The following is a 23,025-nucleotide window of genomic DNA, read 5'->3' on the forward strand; positions in this document are numbered from 1 at the left end:
GGTCCAAACTGGCAGCTTCTCGAATGCACCGCTTGGCTCGCTTCTACGTGAAGAACCGCCGCGATGGGTCGAGGCTGCTCAGCACTGCCCTGGTGATCTGTGCTGCGGGCCTGATCCGAATCGACCAACCGATCGGCCAGGCGGTTGCCCTTGGGGCGGGCCTGATCAGCGCCTACTGGTGGCATTGCTACCGCCAACTCCAGCAATGACAGGATCGGGCGACAGCCCCACCATCCCGCGCTACAGCGTTGCGGAGCTAAATGGGGCCGTGGCCAGCCTGCTGGAGCGAGGCTTTGCGCCCCGCTTTCTGCTGGATGCCACCGTCAGCAGACCCCAGCTCAAGAAGGGCCATCTCTGGATGACCTTGGTCGATGGTCAGGCCTCGATCACGGCGGTGGTGTGGGCCTCCCAGCTGGCCAGGCTCAGTTTCGTACCGGCCGATGGGGACGGCGTGGTGGTGGTGGGCAAGCTGAATTTTTGGAGCAGTCGGGCCAGCCTCTGCGTCCAAGCCCTGGAGATTCGGCCCAGCCTCAGCAGCGTGCTGCGCCAATTTGAGCAGGTGCGCGACCAGCTGGCCCGCGAAGGGCTCCTGGATCCGGCCCGCAAAAGGCCCCTGCCCCCCTTCCCGCAACGCATCGCCCTGCTGACGAGCTGCCCCAGCTCGGCATTGGCCGACATGCTGCGCACGGCCGCCGAGCGCTGGCCCGCCACCCGGCTGCTGGTGGTTCCGATTCCAGTGCAGGGGCCCGTCCAAAGGCAAATCGAAGAGGCCTTGATACGGGTCGGCAATCAGGCCGAAGCGATGGGCATCGAAGCCGTGGTGCTTGCCCGCGGCGGGGGCAGCCGGGAGGATCTGGCGGTCTTTGACCACCAGGAGCTGGCCCTCTGCCTGGCCAACTGCCCGGTGCCCGTGGTGAGCGGCATTGGCCATGAAGATGACACCACCATCGCCGACCTGGTGGCCGACCTGCGGGCGGCTACACCTACGGCCGCCGTGGTGGCCCTGCTGCCCGACCAGGTAACGGTCCGCCAAGGGCTGCGGCAACAGGCCGTCCATCTGGGACAGCTGGGAAGGGCGCGGCTCCAAGGGGAACGCCAGCGTCTCGGCCACCAGCGTGAACGACTGGAAATCCTGCATCCGCGCAGCCTGCTGGCGGCCAGACGGGCCGGCCTGCTGCATGCGCAGCAATTGCTAAAAGCCCTCTCACCCCAGCATCAGCTGGCAAGGGGATTCAGCCTGGTGCACAACGCCGATGGGCAGCTGGTGCGCTCAATCCAGCACCTAAAGCAAGGTGACCTGCTTGCGCTCCAGTTGGGCGATGGCCAAGTGGGCACGGAAGTGCGCGAGATTTACGGGCCCGCCGAACCGGTCGAGTCCTGAGCCATGCCCAAGGCCAAAAGCACCAAAAACAGCTCTGGCGAAAGCGATCTTTCTTACAACGAAGCCCACACTGCCCTGCAACTCACCCTGGCGGCCCTGCAGGCCAATGACCTCGACGTGGAGGAGATGGCCGGCCTCTATCGAAGGGCCCGGAGCTATCTGGATCGCTGCGAGGTTCTTCTGACCAGGGTGGAAGAGGAGGTGATGGTGTGGAATGAAGGCAGTGAAACGCCCGTTCCCCTCAGCGATTCCCCGTGAGCAGCACCCAACCCAGCAAGCCAGCGACTGGCAACCCCCTGCTCAAGTGGATCTACCTGACCCTCGCGATCGCCGGGGCGGTGCTGCCCTGGCTTGCCAACATCGAATTCATTCGCGAATACGGATCCAGCTTCGATCTGGGCCTGTTTGTGCAACTGGCAAATGCCAATCCAGCCGCCGGTTCCCTCTCTCGTGATCTGGCTATCGGTGCCACAGCTGTGGTGATCTGGATAGTGCAGGAGAGTCGCAGACTGGAGATGCGCGGCCTGGCTTGGGTTCTGCTCTGCTCAGTGACAGTCGCTTTTGCCTGCGGGGCACCCCTATTTCTGTACCTAAGGGAGCGCAGGCTGGCCGAGCTGGCAGCAGAAGCCAACCCATTGGCCTAATCCTCCTCAACGACCTCAACGTCAATGGTGATATTGCTGGCATCGAGCTGGTCCTGGCTTGAGGTTGGGTTGGAACCGCCATCGAGGGGGGAGCCACATGCCGGGCATAGGTCGGGGGCAGTGCTGGTGAAACCGCAGGCCGGGCATGGCCGCAGCCTCCTTTGCAGCACCTGCCAGGCCACGAAACCAGCCGCGCCCAGCAACAGGGGCAAAAGCAGAAAAAGCAGGGTGAGGCCACCGAGAAGATCGAGTAGAAAGCGCCCTGCCGGGCCTGGGGCAAGCAAAAGTAGGGCCAACAGCAGGAGCCAGATCCAGGTGTTTGATCGCTGCATCTCAGCTAGCTGGCCTGGGGCCTCAGGGAAGTCCCATCCTGACGCGGGAGCGCCGGTGCAGAACAACGGAAAGGCACTGGCCGTAGTAGATGATTACCCCAACCAACCAAACCCAAAGACTCAGCACCAACACGGCACCGACAAGTCCATAGGCCTGGAAACGGACGCCAAGGGTCACCAGCACCCTGCCGAGCACAAGGTTGAAGAAGGTGAGTGAAGTGCCAATCAACAGGGCCCCCGGCACCAAGGGGCGCCAATTAATTCGGCGTGACGGCAACACCCAGAGCAATAACAGGGAAGCGCCGACGCTGAGCAGCAGGGAAATTGCCAGATCCACCCCCCAGGAAACGGGCTGCTGAATCAGACCAGCCCAGGGCCAGATGCTCAGCAAGCCATCCCGCAGACCAGCTGAGCCAAACAAGCGCATGTTGGTGAAAAGTTGATCCACAGCGATCAGCAATGCAAACAGGAGAACCAGACCAAAGGCCTTGATTCGCAGCTGCAAGTAGCGGATCACCAGCTCCTGCCAGGACAATCCCTCCAGCCCAAAAGGGCGATCCCACCACAAACGATCAGCACCGCGCTGCAGGGTGAGGTATGCATTGCTGGCCGTCATCACCAACACAACCGCGCCAAAAAGGCCCGCGCCAAAACCCTGCCTCAGAAATGCGGCAAGGGTTGAAGCGAACAGGGGAAAAGCCGTAGCGGGCAGAAAATCAGCCACTAGGGAGATCAACCGCTCATACAAACCCTCATCTCTCCCCAGCAACTTCGCCGCCAGGGAGAGGGCTATCAACAGGACGGGGAACGACGATTGCAGGCTGTGATAGGCAAAAGCAGCGCTTAAATCAACGCAGTCAAATCTCAGCCAGAGGCGGTATGCCAGCCAGAACGGCTTCCAACATCGACGCGAGCTTGCCAGGGTCATTCGCCGCCGCAGGTACATCAAGCAACCAGCCAAACAACAAAAAAGCCACCCCTCGGGGTGGCTTTTTATTGGAATAAAAGTTTTACCTGGCATCGAGCTATTTTCTCAGGGGGCTGCCCCCCAAATATCGTTGCCGCTGCAGCGTTTCACAACCGAGTTCGAGATGGATCGGAGTGGTTCCACTGCGCCATGGACACCAGGATAATCTTCACTCCCAGGTTGAACCCTGAGAACTGCATAGGAAAAGTCAACCAGTCACCCCAAGCGGCAACGCCATGCGACGTACCTCAGGAAGATAGGGGCTGACCGTCTGGAAAAAAGCTGTGTCATCGCTGACACCTAAGAGCTTGAGTAATGGTCAAGCCCTCGGTCTATTAGTACTCCTCTGCTTCACGCATTACTGCGCTTCCACATAGAGCCTATCAACGGGTGTTCTTCCCGTGACCTTACTGGCTTACGCCATGGGAATACTCATCTTGAGGTGGGCTTCCCACTTAGATGCTTTCAGCGGTTATCCACTCCGCACATGGCTACCCAGCGTTTACCGTTGGCACGATAACTGGTACACCAGAGGTGCGTTCCTCCCGGTCCTCTCGTACTAGGGAGAAATCCTCTCAATATTCCTACGCGTGCACCGGATATGGACCGAACTGTCTCACGACGTTCTGAACCCAGCTCGCGTACCGCTTTAATGGGCGAACAGCCCAACCCTTGGGACCGACTTCAGCCCCAGGTTGCGATGAGCCGACATCGAGGTGCCAAACCTCCCCGTCGATGTGAACTCTTGGGGGAGATCAGCCTGTTATCCCTAGAGTAACTTTTATCCGTTGAGCGACGGCCCTTCCACTCAGAACCGTCGGATCACTAAAGCCGAGTTTCCTCCCTGTTCGACTTGTTGGTCTCACAGTCAAGCTTGCTTCTGCTTTTACACTCGTCGGCTGATTTCCAACCAGCCTGAGCAAACCTTTGCGCGCCTCCGTTACCTTTTAGGAGGCGACCGCCCCAGTCAAACTGCCCACCAGGTACTGTCCGGCCCCCGGATGACGGGTGGCCGTTAGAACCCTAGCTCGCAAAGAGTGGTATCTCACCGTTGGCTCACATCGACCCGCAAGCCGATGATCAAAGCCTCCCACCTATCCTGCGCATTGCGAGCCCGGGCACAATACCAAGCTACAGTAAAGCTTCATAGGGTCTTTCTGTCCGGGTGCACGTAGTCCGCATCTTCACAGACAATTCTATTTCGCCGAGCCTCTCTCCGAGACAGCGCCCAGATCGTTACGCCTTTCGTGCGGGTCGGAACTTACCCGACAAGGAATTTCGCTACCTTAGGACCGTTATAGTTACGGCCGCCGTTCACCGGGGCTTCAGTCGCCAGCTTCGCTTGCGCTGACCAGCTTCCTTAACCTTCCGGCACTGGGCAGGCGTCAGCCCCCATACATCGTCTTGCGACTTAGCGGAGACCTGTGTTTTTGGTAAACAGTCGCCTGGGCCTCTTCACTGCGACCACCTTGCGGTGGCACCCCTTCTCCCGAAGTTACGGGGCCATTTTGCCGAGTTCCTTAGAGAGAGTTACCTCGCGCCCCTCGGTATTCTCTACCACCCCACCTGTGTCGGTTTCGGGTACAGGCCATGATGCCTTAACGGGTATAGGGCTTTTCTTGGAAGCATGACATCACCAACTTCGCTGCCGTAGCAGCTCGCACTCACGCCTTGGCTCAAACCGTTTTCACCGGTTCTCAACACCTCGAACGCTTGGACCAGTAACCAACATCTGGCTTGGCTAGCCTTCTCCGTCCCCCTTCCCAAAACATCACAGGTACAGGAATGTTGACCTGTTATCCATCGACTACGCCTTTCGGCCTCGCCTTAGGTCCTGACTAACCCTCCGCGGACGAGCCTGCCGGAGGAACCCTTAGGGTTTCGGGGCATGGGATTCTCACCCATGTTTTCGCTACTCAAGCCGACATTCTCACTTCCATGCAGTCCACGCCCGCTTACGCTAACGCTTCACCCCACATGGAACGCTCCCCTACCACTCATCTGCTCAAAAAGCAAATAAATCCGCAGCTTCGGTACAATGCTTAGCCCCATTCATTTTCGGCGCAGGATCGCTCGACCAGTGAGCTATTACGCACTCCTTTGAGGATGGCTGCTTCTAGGCAAACCTCCTGGTTGTCTGGGCAATCCCACCTCCTTTATCACTCAGCATTGATTTGGGGACCTTAGCTGGCGGTCTGGGCTGTTTCCCTTTCGACCATGGAGCTTATCCCCCACAGTCTGACTGCCTAGTTACACACAGGGTATTCAGAGTTCGTATCGATTTGGTACCGCTCTCGCAGCCCGTACCGAAACGGTGGCTTTACCCCCCTGCTGGAGCACTAGACGCTACGCCTCAACGTATTTCGGGGAGAACCAGCTAGCTCCGGGTTCGATTGGCATTTCACCCCTAACCACAGCTCATCCGCTGATTTTTCAACATCAGTCGGTTCGGACCTCCACTTGGTATCACCCAAGCTTCATCCTGGCCATGGTTAGATCACCCGGGTTCGGGTCTATAAACACTGACGATCGCCCTATTCAGACTCGCTTTCGCTATGGCTCCACCATTTCCGGTTTAACCTGCCAGTGCCTATAAGTCGCCGGCTCATTCTTCAACAGGCACACGGTCATCCGATTAGTCGGACTCCCATTGCTTGTAAGCTCACGGTTTCATGTTCTATTTCACTCCCCTCCCGGGGTTCTTTTCACCTTTCCCTCGCGGTACTGTTGCGCTATCGGTCACACAGGAGTACTTAGCCTTACGAGGTGGTCCTCGCAGATTCACACGGAATTTCACGTGCTCCGTGCTACTCGGGATACAGCTAGGCCAACTTTGTTTTCAAATACGGGGCTTTCACCCTCTATGGCGCGCCATTCAAACGCTTCTTCTAACTCCGTTGGTCCACGTTACTGTCCCACAACCCCGATGGACGAATCCATCGGTTTAGGCTCTTCCCCGTTCGCTCGCCGCTACTTAGGGAGTCGTTTTTACTTTCCTTTCCTCCAGCTACTAAGATGTTTCAGTTCGCTGGGTTGGCTCGCGCCGCCCTATGGATTCAGGCGGCCGTTCTAGGGGTTGCCCCATTCGGAAATTCCCGGATCAAAGCGTGTTTCCAGCTCCCCGAGACTTATCGCAGGTAACTACGTCCTTCATCGCCTCTGTGTGCCAAGGTATCCACCGTGAGCCCTTTGTAGCTTGACCAATTTATACTTCCAGTTCTTGGCAGCTTCGATTTCTCGAACTACGCGCGGCTGTTGAGGCCGATTCTCGCTGGATTCACCTCCACCAGGCTCCATAATTGCTTATGGAGACTAATGCGGTTTGAATGCCAGGATCAAACTCACTTGTCCTCGGCGGACAGGTAAGAAAACTGAAAGCTCTCGGCTCTTAAAACTCAATAGAATTTTCTTGATTTCTCTCCCACCGCCTGTCCATTGCTGAACCAGCGATCGGGCTAAAAATCAAGCATCCATGAGATGCTTTATTTCCAGACTTTCCTATACAGTTGTCAAGGTTCTGCTGAAATACACACGGCCCCATTTATGGGGCAATTATGAATCCAGCGTCCTTCCATCCTATCGATGGAAAGAAGCTGAAATCAACAGCAAATTTTCCAGATCACCTACACGGCTGCACTCCCCTGCTGAGCTGCCATGCTGTAGTTCCCTGATGTAGTGCACTGCGGCACACTTAGTTTCTATGCAATGGCATAACTGGTTTGGCTTGAAGGCTGAGCAAACATTGGATGGAGGTTAGCGGACTCGAACCGCTGACATCCTGCTTGCAAAGCAGGCGCTCTACCAACTGAGCTAAACCCCCAGCCATCAAGTCCTGCCTGCTAAGCAGGCGGTGAATGGGCCATCCTGGACTTGAACCAGGGACCTCACCCTTATCAGGGGTGCGCTCTAACCACCTGAGCTAATGGCCCAGGAGTGTAGCCCGCTTTGGGGTGACCTAGACAAAGTTTAGGAACTGAAATTGATAAACTGGTCTCCAGGTTGGTTGCCCAATCCTTCACTAGTTCTCAAATTGAGGTACCGATCGACCTTAGAGATGACAGAATCATGGCCTGAGAATAAACTACTCAGACATCACGATTAGTTATTGTATCCCTGTTAGGAGGTGATCCAGCCGCACCTTCCGGTACGGCTACCTTGTTACGACTTCACCCCAGTCATCAGCCCCACCTTCGGCATCCTCCTCCCTTGCGGGTTGGAGTAACGACTTCGGGCGTGGCCAACTTCCATGGTGTGACGGGCGGTGTGTACAAGGCCCGGGAACGTATTCACCGCAGTATGCTGACCTGCGATTACTAGCGATTCCTCCTTCACGTAGGCGAGTTGCAGCCTACGATCTGAACTGAGCCACGGTTTATGGGATTTGCTAGCTCTCGCGAGTTTGCTGCCCTTTGTCCGTAGCATTGTAGTACGTGTGTAGCCCAGGATGTAAGGGGCATGATGACTTGACGTCATCCACACCTTCCTCCGGTTTATCACCGGCAGTCTCTCTAGAGTGCCCAACTTAATGCTGGCAACTAAAGACGTGGGTTGCGCTCGTTGCGGGACTTAACCCAACATCTCACGACACGAGCTGACGACAGCCATGCACCACCTGTCACTGCGCTCCCGAAGGCACTCCCAAGTTTCCAAGGGATTCGCAGGATGTCAAACCCTGGTAAGGTTCTTCGCGTTGCATCGAATTAAACCACATACTCCACCGCTTGTGCGGGCCCCCGTCAATTCCTTTGAGTTTCACACTTGCGTGCGTACTCCCCAGGCGGAACACTTAACGCGTTGGCTACGACACCGAGGGGGTCGATTCCCCCGACACCTAGTGTTCATCGTTTACGGCCAGGACTACAGGGGTATCTAATCCCTTTCGCTCCCCTGGCTTTCGTCCATGAGCGTCAGTTATGGCCCAGCAGAGCGCCTTCGCCACTGGTGTTCTTCCCGATATCTACGCATTTCACCGCTACACCGGGAATTCCCTCTGCCCCTACCACACTCTAGTCTTCTAGTTTCCATTGCTGAAATGGAGTTGAGCTCCACGCTTTAACAACAGACTTTCAAGACCGCCTGCGGACGCTTTACGCCCAATAATTCCGGATAACGCTTGCCACTCCCGTATTACCGCGGCTGCTGGCACGGAATTAGCCGTGGCTTATTCATCAAGTACCGTCAGATCTTCTTCCTTGATAAAAGAGGTTTACAGCCCAGAGGCCTTCATCCCTCACGCGGCGTTGCTCCGTCAGGCTTGCGCCCATTGCGGAAAATTCCCCACTGCTGCCTCCCGCAGGAGTCTGGGCCGTGTCTCAGTCCCAGTGTGGCTGATCATCCTCTCAGACCAGCTACTGATCGATGCCTTGGTGAGCCTTTACCACACCAACTAGCTAATCAGACGCGAGCTCATCCTCAGGCGAAATTCATTTCACCTCTCGGCATATGGGGTATTAGCGGCCGTTTCCAGCCGTTATCCCCCTCCTGAGGGCAGATTCTCACGCGTTACTCACCCGTCCGCCACTAACCCGAAGGTTCGTTCGACTTGCATGTGTTAAGCACGCCGCCAGCGTTCATCCTGAGCCAGGATCAAACTCTCCGTTGTAGTCAAGTCCTCTTGGCTTGCGCCTCAACCTGATTTGCTTCTCACCCGCTTCAACCCACTGGCGTAGGTGTCGCAGTTGGAGCCCCTTCCTCTGACAGAAGGTTGCAAAGAGTGCATTCAGAAATTTCTTTCCTCTTGACTTTCCCGAATCTCAGATCCGGTCGCGCTCGCCTCTCCTATCGGCACACCAGCTCCTGTTCCCTCGTGAGAAGGCAACAAAAGCCAACCCATAGGCGCGTCACGCTTTGTTTCTTTTTGACGGGACCTCACACCTTCACTGCTATTTCGCCACTTACCCAAACTCCTGCAGTCTCCCTCTCAGGTGGCGCAAGAACCCAGGTCAATGACGCAGTGAAAGCGTCAGTTCCTAAACTTTTTAGTTGTCCAGGTGCTTCCGCTTCCTCCCCCCTCTCGGGAAGCTCTCGGCGGAACGTTGCCTCTCGGCAACTTAGAAAACCTACAACACCGGTCGCTCTCGCTTCCCCTGCCGTCGGCCTGCTCGCTTGGGCATCTCTCCCTTACGCGCAGTCCATAACCATAACACCTGGGTGGGGTCGAAACAACGATTAGCTGATCAAGGCCTCGGCCCAGGGCATGAAGCGGCTCAACGTTTCCGGCCTGTCGGCCACCAGCACAGGGAAGTCAGCCGCCGAGAGGTCTGAGCCGGCGGCGATGGCCTCTGGCGATCGCCCCAGCCAGCGCATCGGGCAGTCGAGCTCGCTGAGCACCAGCCAGGCCGCGGCAAGGTCCCAGATCTTGGGTGTGGCTTCCAGGGCAGAGACCGTCTGGCCCATGGCCACACTCACCAGATTGAGGCTGGCCACCCCCAGTAGGCGGATTTTTCCAGGGAACCTCTGGTTTGGGAGCTTCTGCAGCACCCCTATCGAGCGACTGCAGAGGGAGGCGCACTCGGCGGATTGGATCTGACGCGATGGGGGGGACAGGGGCCGCCCATTGCGCCAGGCTCCCTGGCCGCGGATCGCCACGATGCGCTGCCGCAGCGGCGGCACATCCAGCACCGCCAGTACGGGGCGGCCGGCTTCAAAGCGCGCCATAGATATGGCCCAGTAAGGGATGCCGGAGGCAAAATTGGTGGTGCCATCAAGGGGATCCACCACCCAGTAGGCCTGCGATCGGGGCACGGTTTTGGCCCCCTCTTCACTGAGCACTCCCTCACCGGGGAACAGGCCCGCCAGCCCCTCCACCAGGGTGGCGTCACTCCAGCGGTCACAGGCGGTAATCAGGCTGCCATCAGCTTTGAGATCGGAGGCCACATGGCCAAAATCAGCCCGCTGACGTTCCGCCACCCGATCGATCAGCTCGGCCAGCCCTGGCATCAGCACTGGTGGAGAAAGGACAGGCGGGACAGTACTCATCCGAGCTCCAGGGCAAGCACCTTGGTGAGGCTTCTACCCGTATCTTCCCTGAACTGGCGCAGGTTGACACGGCCGAGGAGCTCGAGGGCCGCCAACGCAACCAGCGCCTCCAGGCTGAACACCAGCGCATAGGGGAGATAGGTGGATTCCGGCAGATGCAGGATGGACTGCAACGCCCGGGCCATATCAAACAGCCCCCCGCCTAAAATCTTGCCCAGGGCACGGGAGAGGGCCTGGGCAAGGCCCCACACCCCCACAAAAGTGCCGGCCGCTTCCGGCAGGGTGAGATCAAGCATCAAAACCAGGGCACTGTTTGTGCCGATGCCAGCCGCCAGGCCGAAGAGCAGCATCACCACCTGGAGCACCGGCACCTTGGCCACCAGGCCCGCCAAGGCGAGCAGCACCAGACTGGTGAGAATCAGCTGGCAACCAAGACGGGCCGTGGCCAACTTGCCAAGCCTGGGGACGATCCAGAGCCCGGCGAGCAGCAGTCCGGCCAGGGTGCCTATGCCCCAAACCGCATTCAGGGAGGCGGTTGCCGCAATCGGCATGCCAAAAACGTCGGCCCCGTAGCTCTCCAGGATCGGATCCTGCAGGAAGAGGGCCAGGGTGAACATCACCAGAAATCCAAAAAACACCAGCACCTGGCGGCTTGAGGTGATCAGGCTCCAGGCCTGGGCCAGGGTGAGGGCATCGTCCCGCCTTTGTCCGGCCGATCCGGGGGCTTGCTGCTGGGCACCGGGCTCGGCCCCCACGGTGGCCACGACCGTGAGGGCGAGCACCACCAGGGCGACCCGCACCATGAAGGCCAGCAAGACTGGCTCCAACTGGGCCGGATCGGTGACTCCATCGAGCCCGCGCAGGCTGAGGTTGATCGAGATTGCCCCGATCACGATCCCCACCGTGAGCATGCACCAGATCAAGCCCACCGCCCGGGGCCGCTCGGCTTCGCTGGTGCGATCGATCACCAGCGCCAGGTATGGGGTGCTGGCCAGGGAGATCGCCAGGCCATAGAGGGAAAACAGGCCGCACAGCCCCGAAATTGCCAAGGCCAGCTCAGGCTGGGAACCGGCCTCCAACAGCCTGCCGACATGGAAGATCAGGGGGATGGACAGCACCGCCAGGGCACAGAACAGGGCCGTGCCGAGCCAGATGTAAGGGATACGGTGGCGGCCGGCCCAGGGGTGGGCGTCTGAGATCTGGCCAAACAGCACCCGCGATGGAGCCACGAACTGCTCAAATGCCAGGGCCCCGCCCACAAGCAGACCAGGAAAGTTCAACTCACTGAGCATCACCCGGTTGAGCAAGCCGGCAAAAATTACAGCCAGGCAACCCAAGCAACCCTGGAAGAGCCCCAGCCGCAGGGTGTTGACCAGGCCGAGGGGGGTGGGCTGAACGGCAAGGGCTCGGCTCACAGGGTCACAGGGCTCCCTGGGCAGCGGCCTGACAGGCGGGGACCAGGGGTGCTGGCTCCACGGGCACATCTGAGGCCCCTGCAGGCTTCATCGCCGGCAGCGCAACGGGGGCGCAGGACGCAACCTGATCGAGGCCGGTGCGGCGGCGCAGCTCCGCCAGGCGCTTGTTGTAGTCGGTGATAGCAGCTGAATAGCGCACTTCCGCCTGGGTGAGGTCTCGCTGGTTGTCGACGACCTCCCTCTGGGTGGTGACACCGGCCTGGAAACGCAACCGGGCCAGGCGCAACGCCTCCCTTGCCGAAATCACTTCCCGGGAGGTGGTGACGATGTTGCGGTTGTTTTTCTCCAGCTCGTAGAAGCTCTCCTCAACCTCCAGACGGATGCCATCGCGCCGCTGGGCAAAGCGGAACGTATTTTCCTGGGCCAGCTGCTTGTTCTGGCGTGACTGGGCTGCAGCCGCACCACCATCGAAAAGCCGCCAGCTGAGGTTGAGGCCAATGGCCGTGTCGTAATTGGTGCCACTTGCTCCCGGCTGGGCCACGATCACCGACTCGTTCCCATCAAAAGCGTTGCCGGTGAAAGCGGCGAAGATGTTTAGGAAGGGCTGGACCCTGCCCAGGGCAGCATTGGCCTGGCTGTTGGCGATCGAGATGTCGAGCAGGGCCTGATCCAGCTCCTCGCGGAAGGTGTAGGCCGCCACGACGCTCTCCTGGAGTGATGGCTGCCAGATGCCGATCACCCGGGACGGATCCTTGGCCGTGGGGGTGACGTTCTGGGGCAGATCCAGCAGGGCCGCCAGGCTGCGCCGGGCGATGGCCTGGGCTGCCAGGGCGTTGGTGAGCAGCTGCTGGTCGCGCGATAGCTGGGTTTCCGCCTCGAGCACCTCGAGTTTGGTGGCGACACCGGCCTGGAAACGGGCCTTGGAATCCCGCAGGCTGACGATCGAAGCCCGCACCGATTCCTGGCCGATGCGCACCTGGTCGTCAGCCTGCTGCAGATCGAAGTAGGCCGAGGCCACCTGGAGACGCAGATCCCGCAGGGCGATCACGTATTGAAACTTGGCCTTTTCAAATTGATCACGAGCGGCGGCAATGGTGGGGGTGCGCTGGGGGTTGATCAGGGCCCACTGGGTCGTCAAGGTCGCCCCGAAAGCCCACCGGTCCGTAGCTGAAGTGGATGTCGCGCCATTGGCAGCATTGGATCGGGCCACGCCCGTGGTGAAGGTGGGCAGGGAGCCCGCATCGAGATTGAGGCTGGGATACCAGAGGGCTATCTGGGCCCGCAGATTGCTCTGGGCCTGATCCACCTGGCTGGCGATCGCCTTGAGGTTGGGATTATTGACTTCGGCGAGGTTTTCCACCTCCTGCAGGCCCAAGGGCCGCAGTTGCTGGATCACCACCTGCCCGGGCTTGACCGGCAGGGCCAGGGAGGCCGGGGCGGCCAGATTTTCCAGGCCAGGGGCGAGCTCGGTGGCGGCCGGGGGCACCAGGGCGGGATTGACCCGGGGGCGATAGCCGCGCAGTTTTTTGTTGGGGTCGGCGCCCACGGTGTCTGGGGCCAGGGGCAGGACTGGGCTGGCGGGCTGCTCCTGGGCTCCGGCTACTTGCAGCACCATCGAAGCCCCTAGGAGAGCCAGGAGGCCTAGTCGCGAGATGGGCTTGGGCACACCAAAGGTTCTTGGAATAGACAGATCTTAAGGAGATTGAAGTTGACCGCCCAGACAAGCGGCCACCAAATCCTCCGCACCCCGAAGCAAAATCACCGGCACGGGCAGCTGCCGCTCGAGCTCGGCTAGGGGGAGGTCATCGAGAAAAACCGGCTCCCCCTGGCGCAGCATCACAGCCGGCAGCAGCAGGGCCTCACCCAGGTCGCAAGCGGCCAGGCCGCCCAGCAGATCCGAACCCGTCAGCAGGCCGGTGACCACCTGGTCCTGTCCCCAGTAGGGGCTCGGCAAGCCGTGCAGGATCAGCTCCAGCCCCGCCACCCCATTCAGCCGGGTCACCACCGGCTCCAGCGCCTCAGCCACCAGCCTCCCCACCACCCAGCTGAGGCGACGGGGCCTGGCCAGGGCCCGGGGCAGCTTGCGGGTGGCCAGGTCCAGCGCTTCTAGGAAGGCGCGGATGCTGCCGACGCCATTCTCCTGCTGGGGCAGATCCTCATATTCGCTGCGGGGAGGCAAGGGCAGCCCCGCCATCAGATACCACTCGTCGGAGAGCCAGGCGAAACGGCTGCCCAGGCGTTGCTGGAACTGCAGCTGCAGCGCTTCCACCAGGGCGATCACCTGGAGGGCTGAGCGCCGATCAACGGGCACCAGGGCATCCCCAGCAGGGCGAAAGCGGGTGAGACCCACCGGCACCACCGCGGCCGAGAGCACCGCCGGCCATTCACCGCCGCCAAAGGCCGCCAGATCGGCCAAGGTGGTTTCCAGGGCCTGGCCGTCATTGAGGCCAGGGCACACCACTACCTGGGCATGGATTTGCAGATCCCGCTGGTCAAACCAGGCCAGCTGCTCCAGTAGTTGGCCTGCCCGGGGGTTCACCAGCAAGCGGCTGCGCAGCTCGGGATCGGTGGCATGGACAGATACAAACAGGGGGGAGAGCCGCTGCTCCTCAATCCTCTGCCAATCTGCGGCGCCCAGGTTGGTGAGGGTCAGGTAGGAGCCGTATAGAAAACTCAGCCGGTAGTCGTCATCCTTGAGATAGAGGCTGCTGCGCCGCCCAGGCGGCTGCTGGTCGATGAAGCAGAAAGGGCAGTGGTTATTGCACTGCTTGAGGCCATCGAAGAGGGCCTCGGTGAAACCCAGGCCCAGCCCGTCATCGAGATCCTTCTCCAACTCCACCCGGTGCAGGGTGCCGTTGGGGTCTTCGACCTCCAGGGTGAGTTCCTCTTCTCCCACCAGCATCTGCAGATCAATCAGATCGCGGGGACGCCGGCCATTGATGCTGAGCAGGCGATCGCCGGGCTGGAAGCCGAGCTCCTCGGCGATGGAGCCAGGCTCCACAGTGGCCACCACGGCGGGGGAGGGCAGCCTGGGGGTTTCGCCCTCCAGGGCAGCTAGGGCGATGCCCGCTGAGGGCTCATTCCACACGGCGAAAGGCCTTGATTAGGCGCCCACTCTGGCGCCCAGCCAGATCAGGATGCCGATGCCAAACAGCAGCCGATAAACCACAAACACCCAGGTGCTGTTCTGCTGCAGAAAGCGCAGCAGCCAGGCAATCGCCAGCCAAGACACCACCGCGGCAGAAACGATCCCCACCAGCAGGGGCAGGGGGCCGCCACCGGCGGGAGCAGCGAAAGCCTCCTTCAGGGACACCAGGCCCGCCAGCGTGATGGCCGGGATGCCCAGCAGAAAGGAGAAGCGGGCAGCCGCCGGGCGCTGCCAGCCATCAAACAGGGCGGCCGTGAGGGTGCTGCCGGAGCGGGAGACCCCGGGCACCAGGGCCAGGGCCTGGGCCAGGCCCACCCAGATCCCATCTCGAGGCAGCACGTCGTCGAGCTGCCGCTGGCGCCGGCCCACCAGCTCGGCCCAGGCCAGCAGCAGGGCCATGCCAATCGAAACCATGGCGATGGACCCCATGCTGCGCAGCGGTGAGTTGTCGTAGCCCGGCAGCCAAAGTTTGAGAGCCAGGCCCGCCAACACAATCGGCACGGTGCCCAAAGCGATGGCAACCCCCAGGCGGGCGGAGGGATCGTTCCACTGGCCATGGCGGCAGGCCCGGCTGACGCCGCGCAACACCGCGGCCAGGTCGGAGCGGAAGTAGGCCAGCACGGCCACAATGCTGCCCAGCTGGATCACGGCCGTCACCGCTACGCCCGGATCACCCCAACCCAGAAGCACCGGCACCACCTTGAGATGGGCCGTGCTGCTGATCGGCAGAAACTCGGTAAGCCCCTGCACCACCCCCAGCACCAGCGAGCGAAAGCAGGCTTCCCAAAAGCCAATCTCCGCGGCGGGCAGCAGCGGCACTTCTGCAAAGGGAACCATCACAAACCAGAAAGGCTGGGGGGACCCTATGGCCGGAGCCTCCCTCCGGCCCTTTAAGCTCAGAGAACTTTCTTTACATCCCTTAGTGGTCGGCGCCCCCGCCAGCGCACTCTTGCCAGCTACCAGCTTGGACTCAGCGCCAGCGGCTGCTCCCTGGAGCAACTCCCGCCTGGGCCTCTCCAGCCTGGCCCTGTCCAGCTTGACCCTGGCGAGTGGGCTGCTGGTGACCCTGCCGGTTTTTCTCCAAGCCCCCTGGGTAAGGCTGGCTCCCTTCAGCGCCACGGTATTCACCGTGCCCCTGCTGGCCCTGGCCCTGCTGCTCAGCCGGCACAGGGACCCCCGACTGGCCCGGGCGGGGCAACTGCTGGTGGGCTTCTGTGGCAGCTGGCTGGGCGGATGTCTGTTTTGGGGCTGGTGCCGGCTTCACCCCCTCTGGCACCTGCCGATCGAGGCCTTTGCCCTGCCCCTGGCCCTCACAGGCCTCCGGGGTCGCTGGAAACTGGCCTGTGCCTTCTACCTGGGCTCCCTGCTGGGCACCGCCGCCACCGATGCCGCCATGGCGGCCACAGGAGTGATGGCCAGCTGGCCCCAGGTGCTCAGTGCCAGCCCGCCGGAAGCCTCCCTGCTGCTTCTGAGCCTCGCCCGGCAGGTAATTTCCCCCCTGCCCCTGGCCCTGGTGATCGGCTTTGCAGCGGCCCTGATCCAGGCCTGCCGCTGGCTTTGGCGCCGGGGCGAGGCCGGCCGAATCTGCAGCGCTGCCCTGGCCACCACCCTGGCCGTAGATGGCCTGTTTCTGCTGGCTGCCCTGGGGGCCCCTGTCCTGACTGGGCTGATCTAGTCGGGGAATCCGATCTGAAGATCTGCAAAAGGCTGGGCCTCCAGTTGCAGCGATCCGGTCCCTTCTCTGTAACGTTGGGGTACCGGTGGCCCTGGCCGCCTCTCGTCCCGTAGTTCAACGGAGTGTCGTAATGAAACGGCTGGTTGCCTGGCTGATGGGAGGTGTGGTGCTCGCCGGCCTCCTGATCACACTGCTGCTGCCGCCAGCGGCCTATGCCGCCGAGCGGCGCAATCTCGCTGACGACAAAATTGCCGAGCGCGCCGGCAAGGTGGATCTCAACAACTGTTCGGTGCGCCGCTTCCAGGACTACCCCGGTATGTATCCCACCCTGGCCGGCAAGATCGTGCTGGGCGGCCCGTACCAAAGCGTCGACGACGTGCTGAACCTCGACCTCACCGAGCGCCAGAAGGAACTGTTCAACAAATACAAGGACAACTTCACAGTCACTGAGGCCTCCATTGCCCTCAACGAAGGCGACGACCGCATCAATGACGGTCAGTACCGCTGAGCCCTAAGCTCACTTCCGCTTGAAAGCCGTCGGGGCCTTCCGGCGGCTTTTTTAGTGCCGGTCCTTGCCGGATGTCTTCTGCCGCCATGCCAGAGCAGTTTTGGGATGTGGTGGTGGTGGGCAGCGGAGCTGCGGGCCTGATGGCCTGCCTGGAGCTGCCTCGCCCCCTGCGGGTGCTCCTGCTCAGCAAGGACAGCGATCCCCAAAGCGATCCCCGCTGCAAACCCCGCTCCGCCAGTCGCTGGGCCCAGGGGGGCATCGCGGCGGTTACCCGGCCGGATGACAGCTTTGCCAGCCATGTGAACGACACCCTCAAGGCCGGGGGGGGGCTCTGCGATCGGGAGGCCGTCGAACTGCTCGTACATGAGGCCCCGGCCTGCGTGGAGCGCCTGCTCCAGCTGAACATGGCCTTTGATCGGGATGGCGACAGCCTGAGCACCACTCTGGAGGCGGCCCACAGCCACCGGCGGGTTCTCCACGCCCAGGACCGCACCGGTGGCGCCCTGGTAGAGGCCCTGGAAAGGGAGGTGCAGCAGCGGCCCCAGCTCGAGCAGCGCAAGGGGGTTGTGGCCCTGCAGCTCTGGATGGAAGAAGGCCGCTGTGTGGGCTTGCAAGTGCTCGAACAGAACCGCATCCACTGGCTCAGGGCCCGGGCCGTGGTGTTGGCCACCGGCGGCGGCGGCCACCTCTTTGCCCACACCACCAATCCCAATCTGGCCAGCGGCGATGGGGTGGTGATGGCCTGGCAAGCCGGAGCGAGGGTGCGCGATCTGGAATTCGTCCAGTTCCATCCCACCGCGTTGATGTTGCCGGGAGCCCCCCATTTCCTGATTTCAGAGGCCGTCCGCGGTGAAGGGGCCCGCCTGGTGGAGAGCAGTGGCGCCAGCCCCGTGGCCGCCCTGGCGGGGGGGGACCTGGCCCCCAGGGACGCCGTCAGCCGGGCCCTGGCCAGACGGATGCGAGACCTGGATGTGGACCATCTCTGGTTGGATCTGCGGCCCGTCGGCGCTGCCCGCCTGGAGCAGCAATTTCCCACCATCCTGGGCCGCTGCCGCGAACTGGGGCTGGAACCGACCAGCGCCCCAATTCCCGTGGCCCCCGCCGCCCACTACTGGATGGGCGGGGTGTGGACCAGCCTGGATGCGGCCACAAGCCTGCCAGGCCTCTACGCCGTGGGGGAAGTGGCCTGCACGGGCGTGCATGGTGCCAACCGCCTGGCCAGCAACTCCCTGATGGAGTGTCTGGTGTTTGCCCGCCAGCTGCGCGGGATCCAGCTGCCGCCAGCCCCCCTGGCCCAGGAGCCCAGCCAGGAAGGGCAGCCCACCCCAATCGAGCTGGCCCTTCCCAGGGTGGAAACCCTCGAGCGGCAAATCACCGCCCTGCGTGACCTCTGCTGGCAGGTGACCGGGGTGGAGCGCAGTGCCCATCCCCTGGCGCAAGCCCTCCGGCAGGTGCTTCAGCAGCGCCAACAACTGGAAGCCAGCCCAGCCTGGCGCGGGCTCCAATCGCTGCGGAGTGGCCAGGTTGGGCTGGTTCAACCGGCCGACGTGCCTGCCCTCAACGGCCTGCAGGAGCTGCACCAGCGCCTGGTGCTGGCGGGGCTGCTGATCGAGGCGGCCCTGTTTCGGTCGGAAAGCCGGGGGGGCCACCACCGCACAGATGCCCCAGCCCCCCAGCCCTTTTGGCAGCGGCACACCGACCAGCAGCTGGGCTGCCCGCCCAACACCGCCCCAGTGCTCTGAATTCAGGGAACCGGACCGTTGAAACCCGAGAGCCGGGCCAGGTCGGCCAGGGACTTAACGCCTGAGTCGAGCTTGCCATTGATCTCCCAGGTGGGGAATCCTTCTATCTTCTTGGTGTCACAGAGGGCCTTCTCGCTGTTCTGGCCATCGGCGGCGCATTCGATCAGCTTGAGCTTGGCGGTGGCGGCCTGACCGAACAACTCCTTCTGCTCGTGGCAGTGGGGGCACCAGTAGGCCGTGTACATCACGGCGCCAATCCGGCTGAGGTGCTCAGCCAGGGCAAGTGCCTGACCACTGCTGACCGTCTCCACCGCCGGTGGCACACCGGCGCGACGAACCGCTGCCGGTCGATCCAGCGAAGCCGCCCAGCCGAGGCCCAGCAGGCCCACCAGCAGGCCCACGATCACCACCTGGAAGACAACCTGGCCGCGGTCTTCCCAGTCGCCACCCACCAGACAGAGCACGAACAGGCCCAGGCTCAGCGTGGCCGAGAGCACGCAGAAGAAGCAGAAGGCCTGGATCTTCACCACCATCAGCCCCATCAGCAACAGGCTGAATACCGCCATGGCCGTGCTGAGCAGCAGCAGCCCCCGCCAGCTGCGCTGGGCCAGGGCAGCTCTGGAATCGTCACGCAGCACCAGCGGCAGGAGCGCCATGGTCAGCACGGCCCCGTAGGCCAGCCAGCCAAACAGGGAAAGGGGCTGGCCCAGCACGCTGCCCCAGGGGCTGTTGAGAACCTTGTCGCAGCCTTCAGCACCGCCCGGGCAGCTCAGGGGCCCCACCAGGCCCCAGCGCTTCAAGGTGATGGCGCCGGTATCGATGGCGCCGATGGTGGCCAGCACCGCCATGGCCACCCGCGCCCAGCGCCTGCCTGGATCGCTGCGGCGCCGGTTGCTGTTGAGGCGCTGGCTGAGGCGGGTGGAGGTCACGGCAACGGCTGCATTGATGCCATTCTCGCAGCCCCCTCCCAATGCCCGCGCCCCCATAGGGTGAAGGGCGTGATGCCCGTGGCGCGAAGAACGGATCGATGAGCAAAAAAACCGTGGCCTTCGCCCACCTGGGCTGCGAGAAGAACCGGGTAGACACTGAGCACATGCTCGGCCTGCTGGCCGAGGCGGGCTACGGCGTGAGCGCCGATGAGGCCGACGCCAGCGTGGTGGTGGTCAATACCTGCAGCTTCATCCAGGAGGCCCGCGAGGAGTCGGTGCGCACCCTGGTGGAACTGGCGGAGCAGGGCAAGGAGCTGATCATCGCCGGCTGCCTGGCCCAGCACTTCCAGGAGGAGCTGCTCGAAAGTCTTCCCGAAGCCAAAGCGATCGTGGGCACCGGCGACTACCAGCACATCGTCAGCGTGCTGGAGCGGGTCGAAGCCGGCGAGCGGGTCAACCAGGTGAGCGCCACCCCCACCTTCGTGGGCGATGAGCACCTGCCCCGCTACCGCACCACCAGCGAGGCGGTGGCATACCTGAAGGTGGCCGAGGGCTGCGACTACCGCTGCGCCTTCTGCATCATTCCCCACCTGCGTGGCAACCAGCGCTCCCGGCCGATCGAGAGCATTGTGGCTGAGGCGCAGCAACTGGCGGCCCAGGGGGTGCAGGAGCTGGTGCTGATCAGCCAGATCAGCACTAATTACGGTCTCGATCTGGCCGGCAAGCCCCAGCTGGCGGAGCTGCTGCGGGCCTTGGGGGAGGTGGAGATCCCCTGGGTGCGGGTGCACTATGCCTATCCCACCGGGCTGACGAGCGAGGTGCTGGCGGCCTACCGGGAGGTGCAGAACGTGCTGCCCTACCTGGATCTGCCCCTGCAACACAGCCACCCGGAGGTGCTGCGGGCCATGAACCGCCCCTGGCAGGCCGACGTGACCGCAGGGGTGCTGGGCCGCATCCGCGAGCAGCTGAGCGACGCGGTGCTGCGCACCACCTTCATCGTGGGCTTTCCCGGCGAAACCGAGGAGCACTTCCAGCACCTGCTGGATTTTGTGGCCGAGCAGCGCTTCGACCATGTGGGGGTGTTCACCTTCTCTGCTGAAGAGGGCACCCCTGCGGCAGAACTACCGGATCAGGTGCCCCACGGGATCGCACTCGAGCGGAAGGACCGCCTGATGGCCCTGCAACAACCGATCGCCGCAGCGCTCAACGCCGCCTGGGTGGGGAAGGTCGTGGATGTGCTGATCGAGCAGGAGAACCCCAGCAGCGGCGAGATGCTCGGCCGCTGCGCTCGCTTCGCCCCGGAGGTGGACGGCGAGGTGCGGGTGAGTCCGGGGGAGGGGGGACTCTGTGCCGCCCCGGGCACCCTGGTGAAGGTGCGCATCACAGGCGCGGACACCTACGACCTACTGGGGGTGGTGGTGGGAGCAGCTGCCGAGCTCAGATCAACTTGATGCCGCGCAACACGATCGAGGCGGCAATAGCCACGGCGATGCCGCCGCCCATCAGACCCAGGTAGATCGCAGCAGTCATGGCTTGGCAAATAAATAATGCTGACGCCATTACAGCAGAATGCCCGGCGGCCTAGACCGTCTGCCAAAGCGCCTAGGCTTGCGCCAATTCAATCGGTTTCCCCAGCTACCAGCGCAGCCCAAGCGCCCCTGCTCAGCCCAGATTCATCACCAGCTCTGCTGCCTGCATGCGCACCCTCTTCGTCTACCCCGAGTTCCCGAAAACCTTCTGGAGCTACGAAAAAATCCTCGAGCTGATCGACCGCAAGGTCCTGCTGCCGCCCCTGGGTCTGGTGACTGTGGCCGCCCTGCTTCCCCAGCAGTGGGAGATGAAGTTGGTGGATCGCAACGTGCGCGAGGTAACTGAAGCCGAATGGGACTGGGCCCAGCTGGTGGTGATTTCAGGAATGATCGTGCAGAAGGCCGACATGGCCGTGCAGATCGCCACAGCCAAGAAGCGGTGCATCCCCGTGGCCGTGGGCGGTCCCTTTGCCAGCTCCACACCCGACGCGCCGGAACTCGACCTGGCGGATTTCAAGATCCTCGATGAGGGTGAAATCACCCTGCCGATGTTCATCGAGGCCCTGGAACGGGGTGAACGCAGCGGCCGTTTCAGCTCCGACGGCGTCAAGCCCGATGTGACCGGAACACCAATTCCACGCTTTGACCTGCTGGAGCTGGGCGCCTACTCGGAAATGTCAGTGCAGTTCTCCAGGGGCTGCCCATTCCAGTGCGAATTTTGCGACATCATCGTGCTCTACGGCCGCAAGCCCCGCACCAAAAATCCTGATCAGTTAGTTGCCGAACTCCAATGTCTCTACGACCTGGGATGGCGCCGGTCTGTATTCCTTGTAGACGACAACTTCATCGGCAACAAGCGCAACGTCAAATTACTGCTCCCCCTGTTAAAGCAGTGGCAGATTGACCACGGCTTCCCCTTCAGCTTCGCCACCGAAGCTTCGGTTGATCTAGCAGCCGACGATGCCCTGATGCAGATGATGGTGGAGTGCCGCTTTGAGAGCGTCTTCCTCGGCATCGAAACCCCGGACGAATCGAGCCTTGAAACGGCTGGCAAACTGCAGAACACCCGCGGCTCACTGGAGGATTCGGTCAATAAGATCACCTCCTATGGCCTACGGGTGATGGCTGGATTCATCATCGGCTTTGACGGCGAAACAGAAGGTGCCGGGAGAAGAATTGTCGAATTCGTAACTCGTACAGGCATCCCCCACGCCATGATGGGCATGTTGCAAGCGCTGCCGAATACGGCGCTTTGGCATCGCCTGGAAAGGGAAGGCCGCCTGATTGAAGGCAAAGCCTCAGCCAAAGGGGTGAACCAGACAAACCTGCTCAATTTCACACCAACCCGGCCGATTCGCGACATCGCAAATGAGTATGTTGATGCCTTTGGGGCGCTCTACGAACCCAATGCATTTATTGATCGCGTTTACTCTTACTTCCTCAAGCTCCCGCCCCAAAAATACAAGGAGCTGGTAGTGCCCGGCAGCCGCCCGTCCAAACCCCCCAGCTGGATCGACCTGCGGGCCCTGGCCATCGTGCTCTGGCGCCAGGGCCTCAAGCGCAATACCCGGGTTCGGTTCTGGAAAGCGCTCTACGGCATGTACCGCCAAAACCCCAAGCGCCTGATCGGCTTCATCTCAATCTTGGCCCACAACGAGCACTTCCTCGAATACCGCGCCATCGTGCGGCGGGAAATCGAAGAGCAGCTGGCCGTGCTGCCCCCCGATCCCCCCAAGGCCCCTGCCGAGCCCAGCCGGGAGCTCCAACCGGTCTGAAG

General features: G+C 61.9%; 18 protein-coding genes, 2 tRNA genes and 3 rRNA genes. 9 read left to right on the forward strand and 14 right to left on the reverse strand.

Annotated elements, in window-relative coordinates:
* The first annotated feature begins 23 nt into the window (after positions 1-23).
* Genes H8F27_RS04920 through H8F27_RS04935 form a run of 4 tightly spaced genes read left to right on the forward strand, consistent with a single transcriptional unit; the run spans position 24 to position 2,025 of the window.
* The gene (locus H8F27_RS04920; protein WP_197151731.1) at positions 24-209 is read left to right on the forward strand and encodes a hypothetical protein; all 186 of its coding nucleotides are present in this window, start codon (positions 24-26) and stop codon (positions 207-209) included.
* Positions 206-1,381, forward strand: coding sequence for an exodeoxyribonuclease VII large subunit (gene xseA / locus H8F27_RS04925; RefSeq protein WP_197151738.1), 1,176 nt, complete (start codon positions 206-208; stop codon positions 1,379-1,381). Before H8F27_RS04920 ends, xseA begins: the two co-directional genes overlap by 4 nt.
* Positions 1,382-1,384: 3 nt before the next feature.
* Positions 1,385-1,639, forward strand: a complete 255-nt coding sequence (locus tag H8F27_RS04930; protein ID WP_197151740.1) for an exodeoxyribonuclease VII small subunit — start codon at positions 1,385-1,387, stop codon at positions 1,637-1,639.
* Positions 1,636-2,025 carry a DUF2834 domain-containing protein gene (locus tag H8F27_RS04935; RefSeq protein WP_231596526.1) on the forward strand — a complete coding sequence of 130 codons (390 nt, stop codon included), beginning with the start codon at positions 1,636-1,638 and terminating at the stop codon, positions 2,023-2,025. The genes H8F27_RS04930 and H8F27_RS04935 overlap by 4 nt, the downstream gene beginning before the upstream one ends.
* Here H8F27_RS04935 and H8F27_RS04940 read toward each other — a convergent pair.
* From H8F27_RS04940 to H8F27_RS04995, 12 genes are all read right to left on the reverse strand, one after another.
* Positions 2,022-2,357, reverse strand: a complete 336-nt coding sequence (locus H8F27_RS04940) for a hypothetical protein (protein WP_197151742.1) — start codon at positions 2,355-2,357, stop codon at positions 2,022-2,024. The genes H8F27_RS04935 and H8F27_RS04940 overlap by 4 nt on opposite strands.
* 22 nt (positions 2,358-2,379) lie before the next feature.
* Positions 2,380-3,303, reverse strand: a complete 924-nt coding sequence (locus H8F27_RS04945; RefSeq protein WP_370594467.1) for a YihY/virulence factor BrkB family protein — start codon at positions 3,301-3,303, stop codon at positions 2,380-2,382.
* 66 nt (positions 3,304-3,369) lie between these two features.
* Positions 3,370-3,486 (reverse strand): 5S ribosomal RNA (gene rrf / locus H8F27_RS04950).
* 153 nt (positions 3,487-3,639) lie between these two features.
* A 23S ribosomal RNA gene (locus H8F27_RS04955) occupies positions 3,640-6,526 on the reverse strand.
* A gap of 545 nt (positions 6,527-7,071) precedes the next feature.
* Positions 7,072-7,144: transfer RNA gene (locus H8F27_RS04960), tRNA-Ala, on the reverse strand.
* A 35-nt stretch (positions 7,145-7,179) separates the two neighbouring features.
* Positions 7,180-7,253, reverse strand: a tRNA-Ile gene (locus H8F27_RS04965).
* 187 nt (positions 7,254-7,440) lie between these two features.
* Positions 7,441-8,926 (reverse strand): 16S ribosomal RNA (locus H8F27_RS04970).
* The 16S, 23S and 5S rRNA genes sit together here with 2 tRNA genes alongside, the layout of an rRNA operon.
* Positions 8,927-9,492: 566 nt before the next feature.
* Entirely contained in the window at positions 9,493-10,302 is an 810-nt protein-coding gene (locus tag H8F27_RS04975; RefSeq protein WP_197151744.1) for an inositol monophosphatase family protein, read from the reverse strand.
* Positions 10,299-11,717, reverse strand: a complete 1,419-nt coding sequence (locus H8F27_RS04980) for a BCD family MFS transporter (protein WP_231596527.1) — start codon at positions 11,715-11,717, stop codon at positions 10,299-10,301. The genes H8F27_RS04975 and H8F27_RS04980 overlap by 4 nt, the downstream gene beginning before the upstream one ends.
* A 4-nt stretch (positions 11,718-11,721) precedes the next feature.
* Positions 11,722-13,332, reverse strand: coding sequence for a TolC family protein (locus H8F27_RS04985; RefSeq protein ID WP_197151750.1), 1,611 nt, complete (start codon positions 13,330-13,332; stop codon positions 11,722-11,724).
* A gap of 78 nt (positions 13,333-13,410) precedes the next feature.
* A complete protein-coding gene (locus H8F27_RS04990; protein WP_197151751.1) occupies positions 13,411-14,805 on the reverse strand; it encodes a TIGR03279 family radical SAM protein in 1,395 nt (464 codons plus the stop codon).
* Positions 14,806-14,820: 15 nt separating this feature from the next.
* Positions 14,821-15,702: an undecaprenyl-diphosphate phosphatase gene (locus tag H8F27_RS04995; RefSeq protein WP_197151752.1), complete on the reverse strand. Its 882-nt coding sequence runs from the start codon at positions 15,700-15,702 to the stop codon at positions 14,821-14,823.
* A 127-nt stretch (positions 15,703-15,829) separates the two neighbouring features.
* Here H8F27_RS04995 and H8F27_RS05000 point away from each other — a divergent pair, with 127 nt between their 5' ends.
* From H8F27_RS05000 to nadB, 3 genes are all read left to right on the forward strand, one after another.
* Positions 15,830-16,540, forward strand: a complete 711-nt coding sequence (locus H8F27_RS05000; RefSeq protein WP_231596528.1) for a DUF3120 domain-containing protein — start codon at positions 15,830-15,832, stop codon at positions 16,538-16,540.
* 130 nt (positions 16,541-16,670) lie between these two features.
* Positions 16,671-17,048: a photosystem II complex extrinsic protein PsbU gene (psbU, locus tag H8F27_RS05005; RefSeq protein WP_197151755.1), complete on the forward strand. Its 378-nt coding sequence runs from the start codon at positions 16,671-16,673 to the stop codon at positions 17,046-17,048.
* Positions 17,049-17,134: 86 nt separating this feature from the next.
* A complete protein-coding gene (gene nadB, locus H8F27_RS05010; protein ID WP_197151757.1) occupies positions 17,135-18,790 on the forward strand; it encodes an L-aspartate oxidase in 1,656 nt (551 codons plus the stop codon).
* A gap of 2 nt (positions 18,791-18,792) precedes the next feature.
* On the opposite strand, the gene H8F27_RS05015 is transcribed toward nadB, so the two are convergent.
* Positions 18,793-19,719 carry a vitamin K epoxide reductase family protein gene (locus tag H8F27_RS05015; protein WP_231596529.1) on the reverse strand — a complete coding sequence of 309 codons (927 nt, stop codon included), beginning with the start codon at positions 19,717-19,719 and terminating at the stop codon, positions 18,793-18,795.
* A 98-nt stretch (positions 19,720-19,817) separates the two neighbouring features.
* Here H8F27_RS05015 and rimO point away from each other — a divergent pair, with 98 nt between their 5' ends.
* Positions 19,818-21,170, forward strand: a complete 1,353-nt coding sequence (rimO, locus tag H8F27_RS05020; RefSeq protein WP_197151766.1) for a 30S ribosomal protein S12 methylthiotransferase RimO — start codon at positions 19,818-19,820, stop codon at positions 21,168-21,170.
* On the opposite strand, the gene H8F27_RS05025 is transcribed toward rimO, so the two are convergent.
* Complete coding sequence (locus H8F27_RS05025; protein WP_197151768.1) at positions 21,157-21,249, reverse strand: cytochrome b6-f complex subunit 6; 93 nt, start codon at positions 21,247-21,249, stop codon at positions 21,157-21,159. The two genes, rimO and H8F27_RS05025, sit on opposite strands and share 14 nt — an antisense overlap.
* A gap of 166 nt (positions 21,250-21,415) precedes the next feature.
* On the opposite strand from H8F27_RS05025, the gene H8F27_RS05030 reads away from it, so the two are divergent.
* Complete coding sequence (locus H8F27_RS05030; protein ID WP_197151770.1) at positions 21,416-23,023, forward strand: B12-binding domain-containing radical SAM protein; 1,608 nt, start codon at positions 21,416-21,418, stop codon at positions 23,021-23,023.
* Positions 23,024-23,025 lie beyond the last annotated feature (2 nt).

Origin of the sequence: Synechococcus sp. CBW1108 (assembly GCF_015840335.1) — a bacterium.
GTDB lineage: Bacteria > Cyanobacteriota > Cyanobacteriia > PCC-6307 > Cyanobiaceae > Cyanobium_A.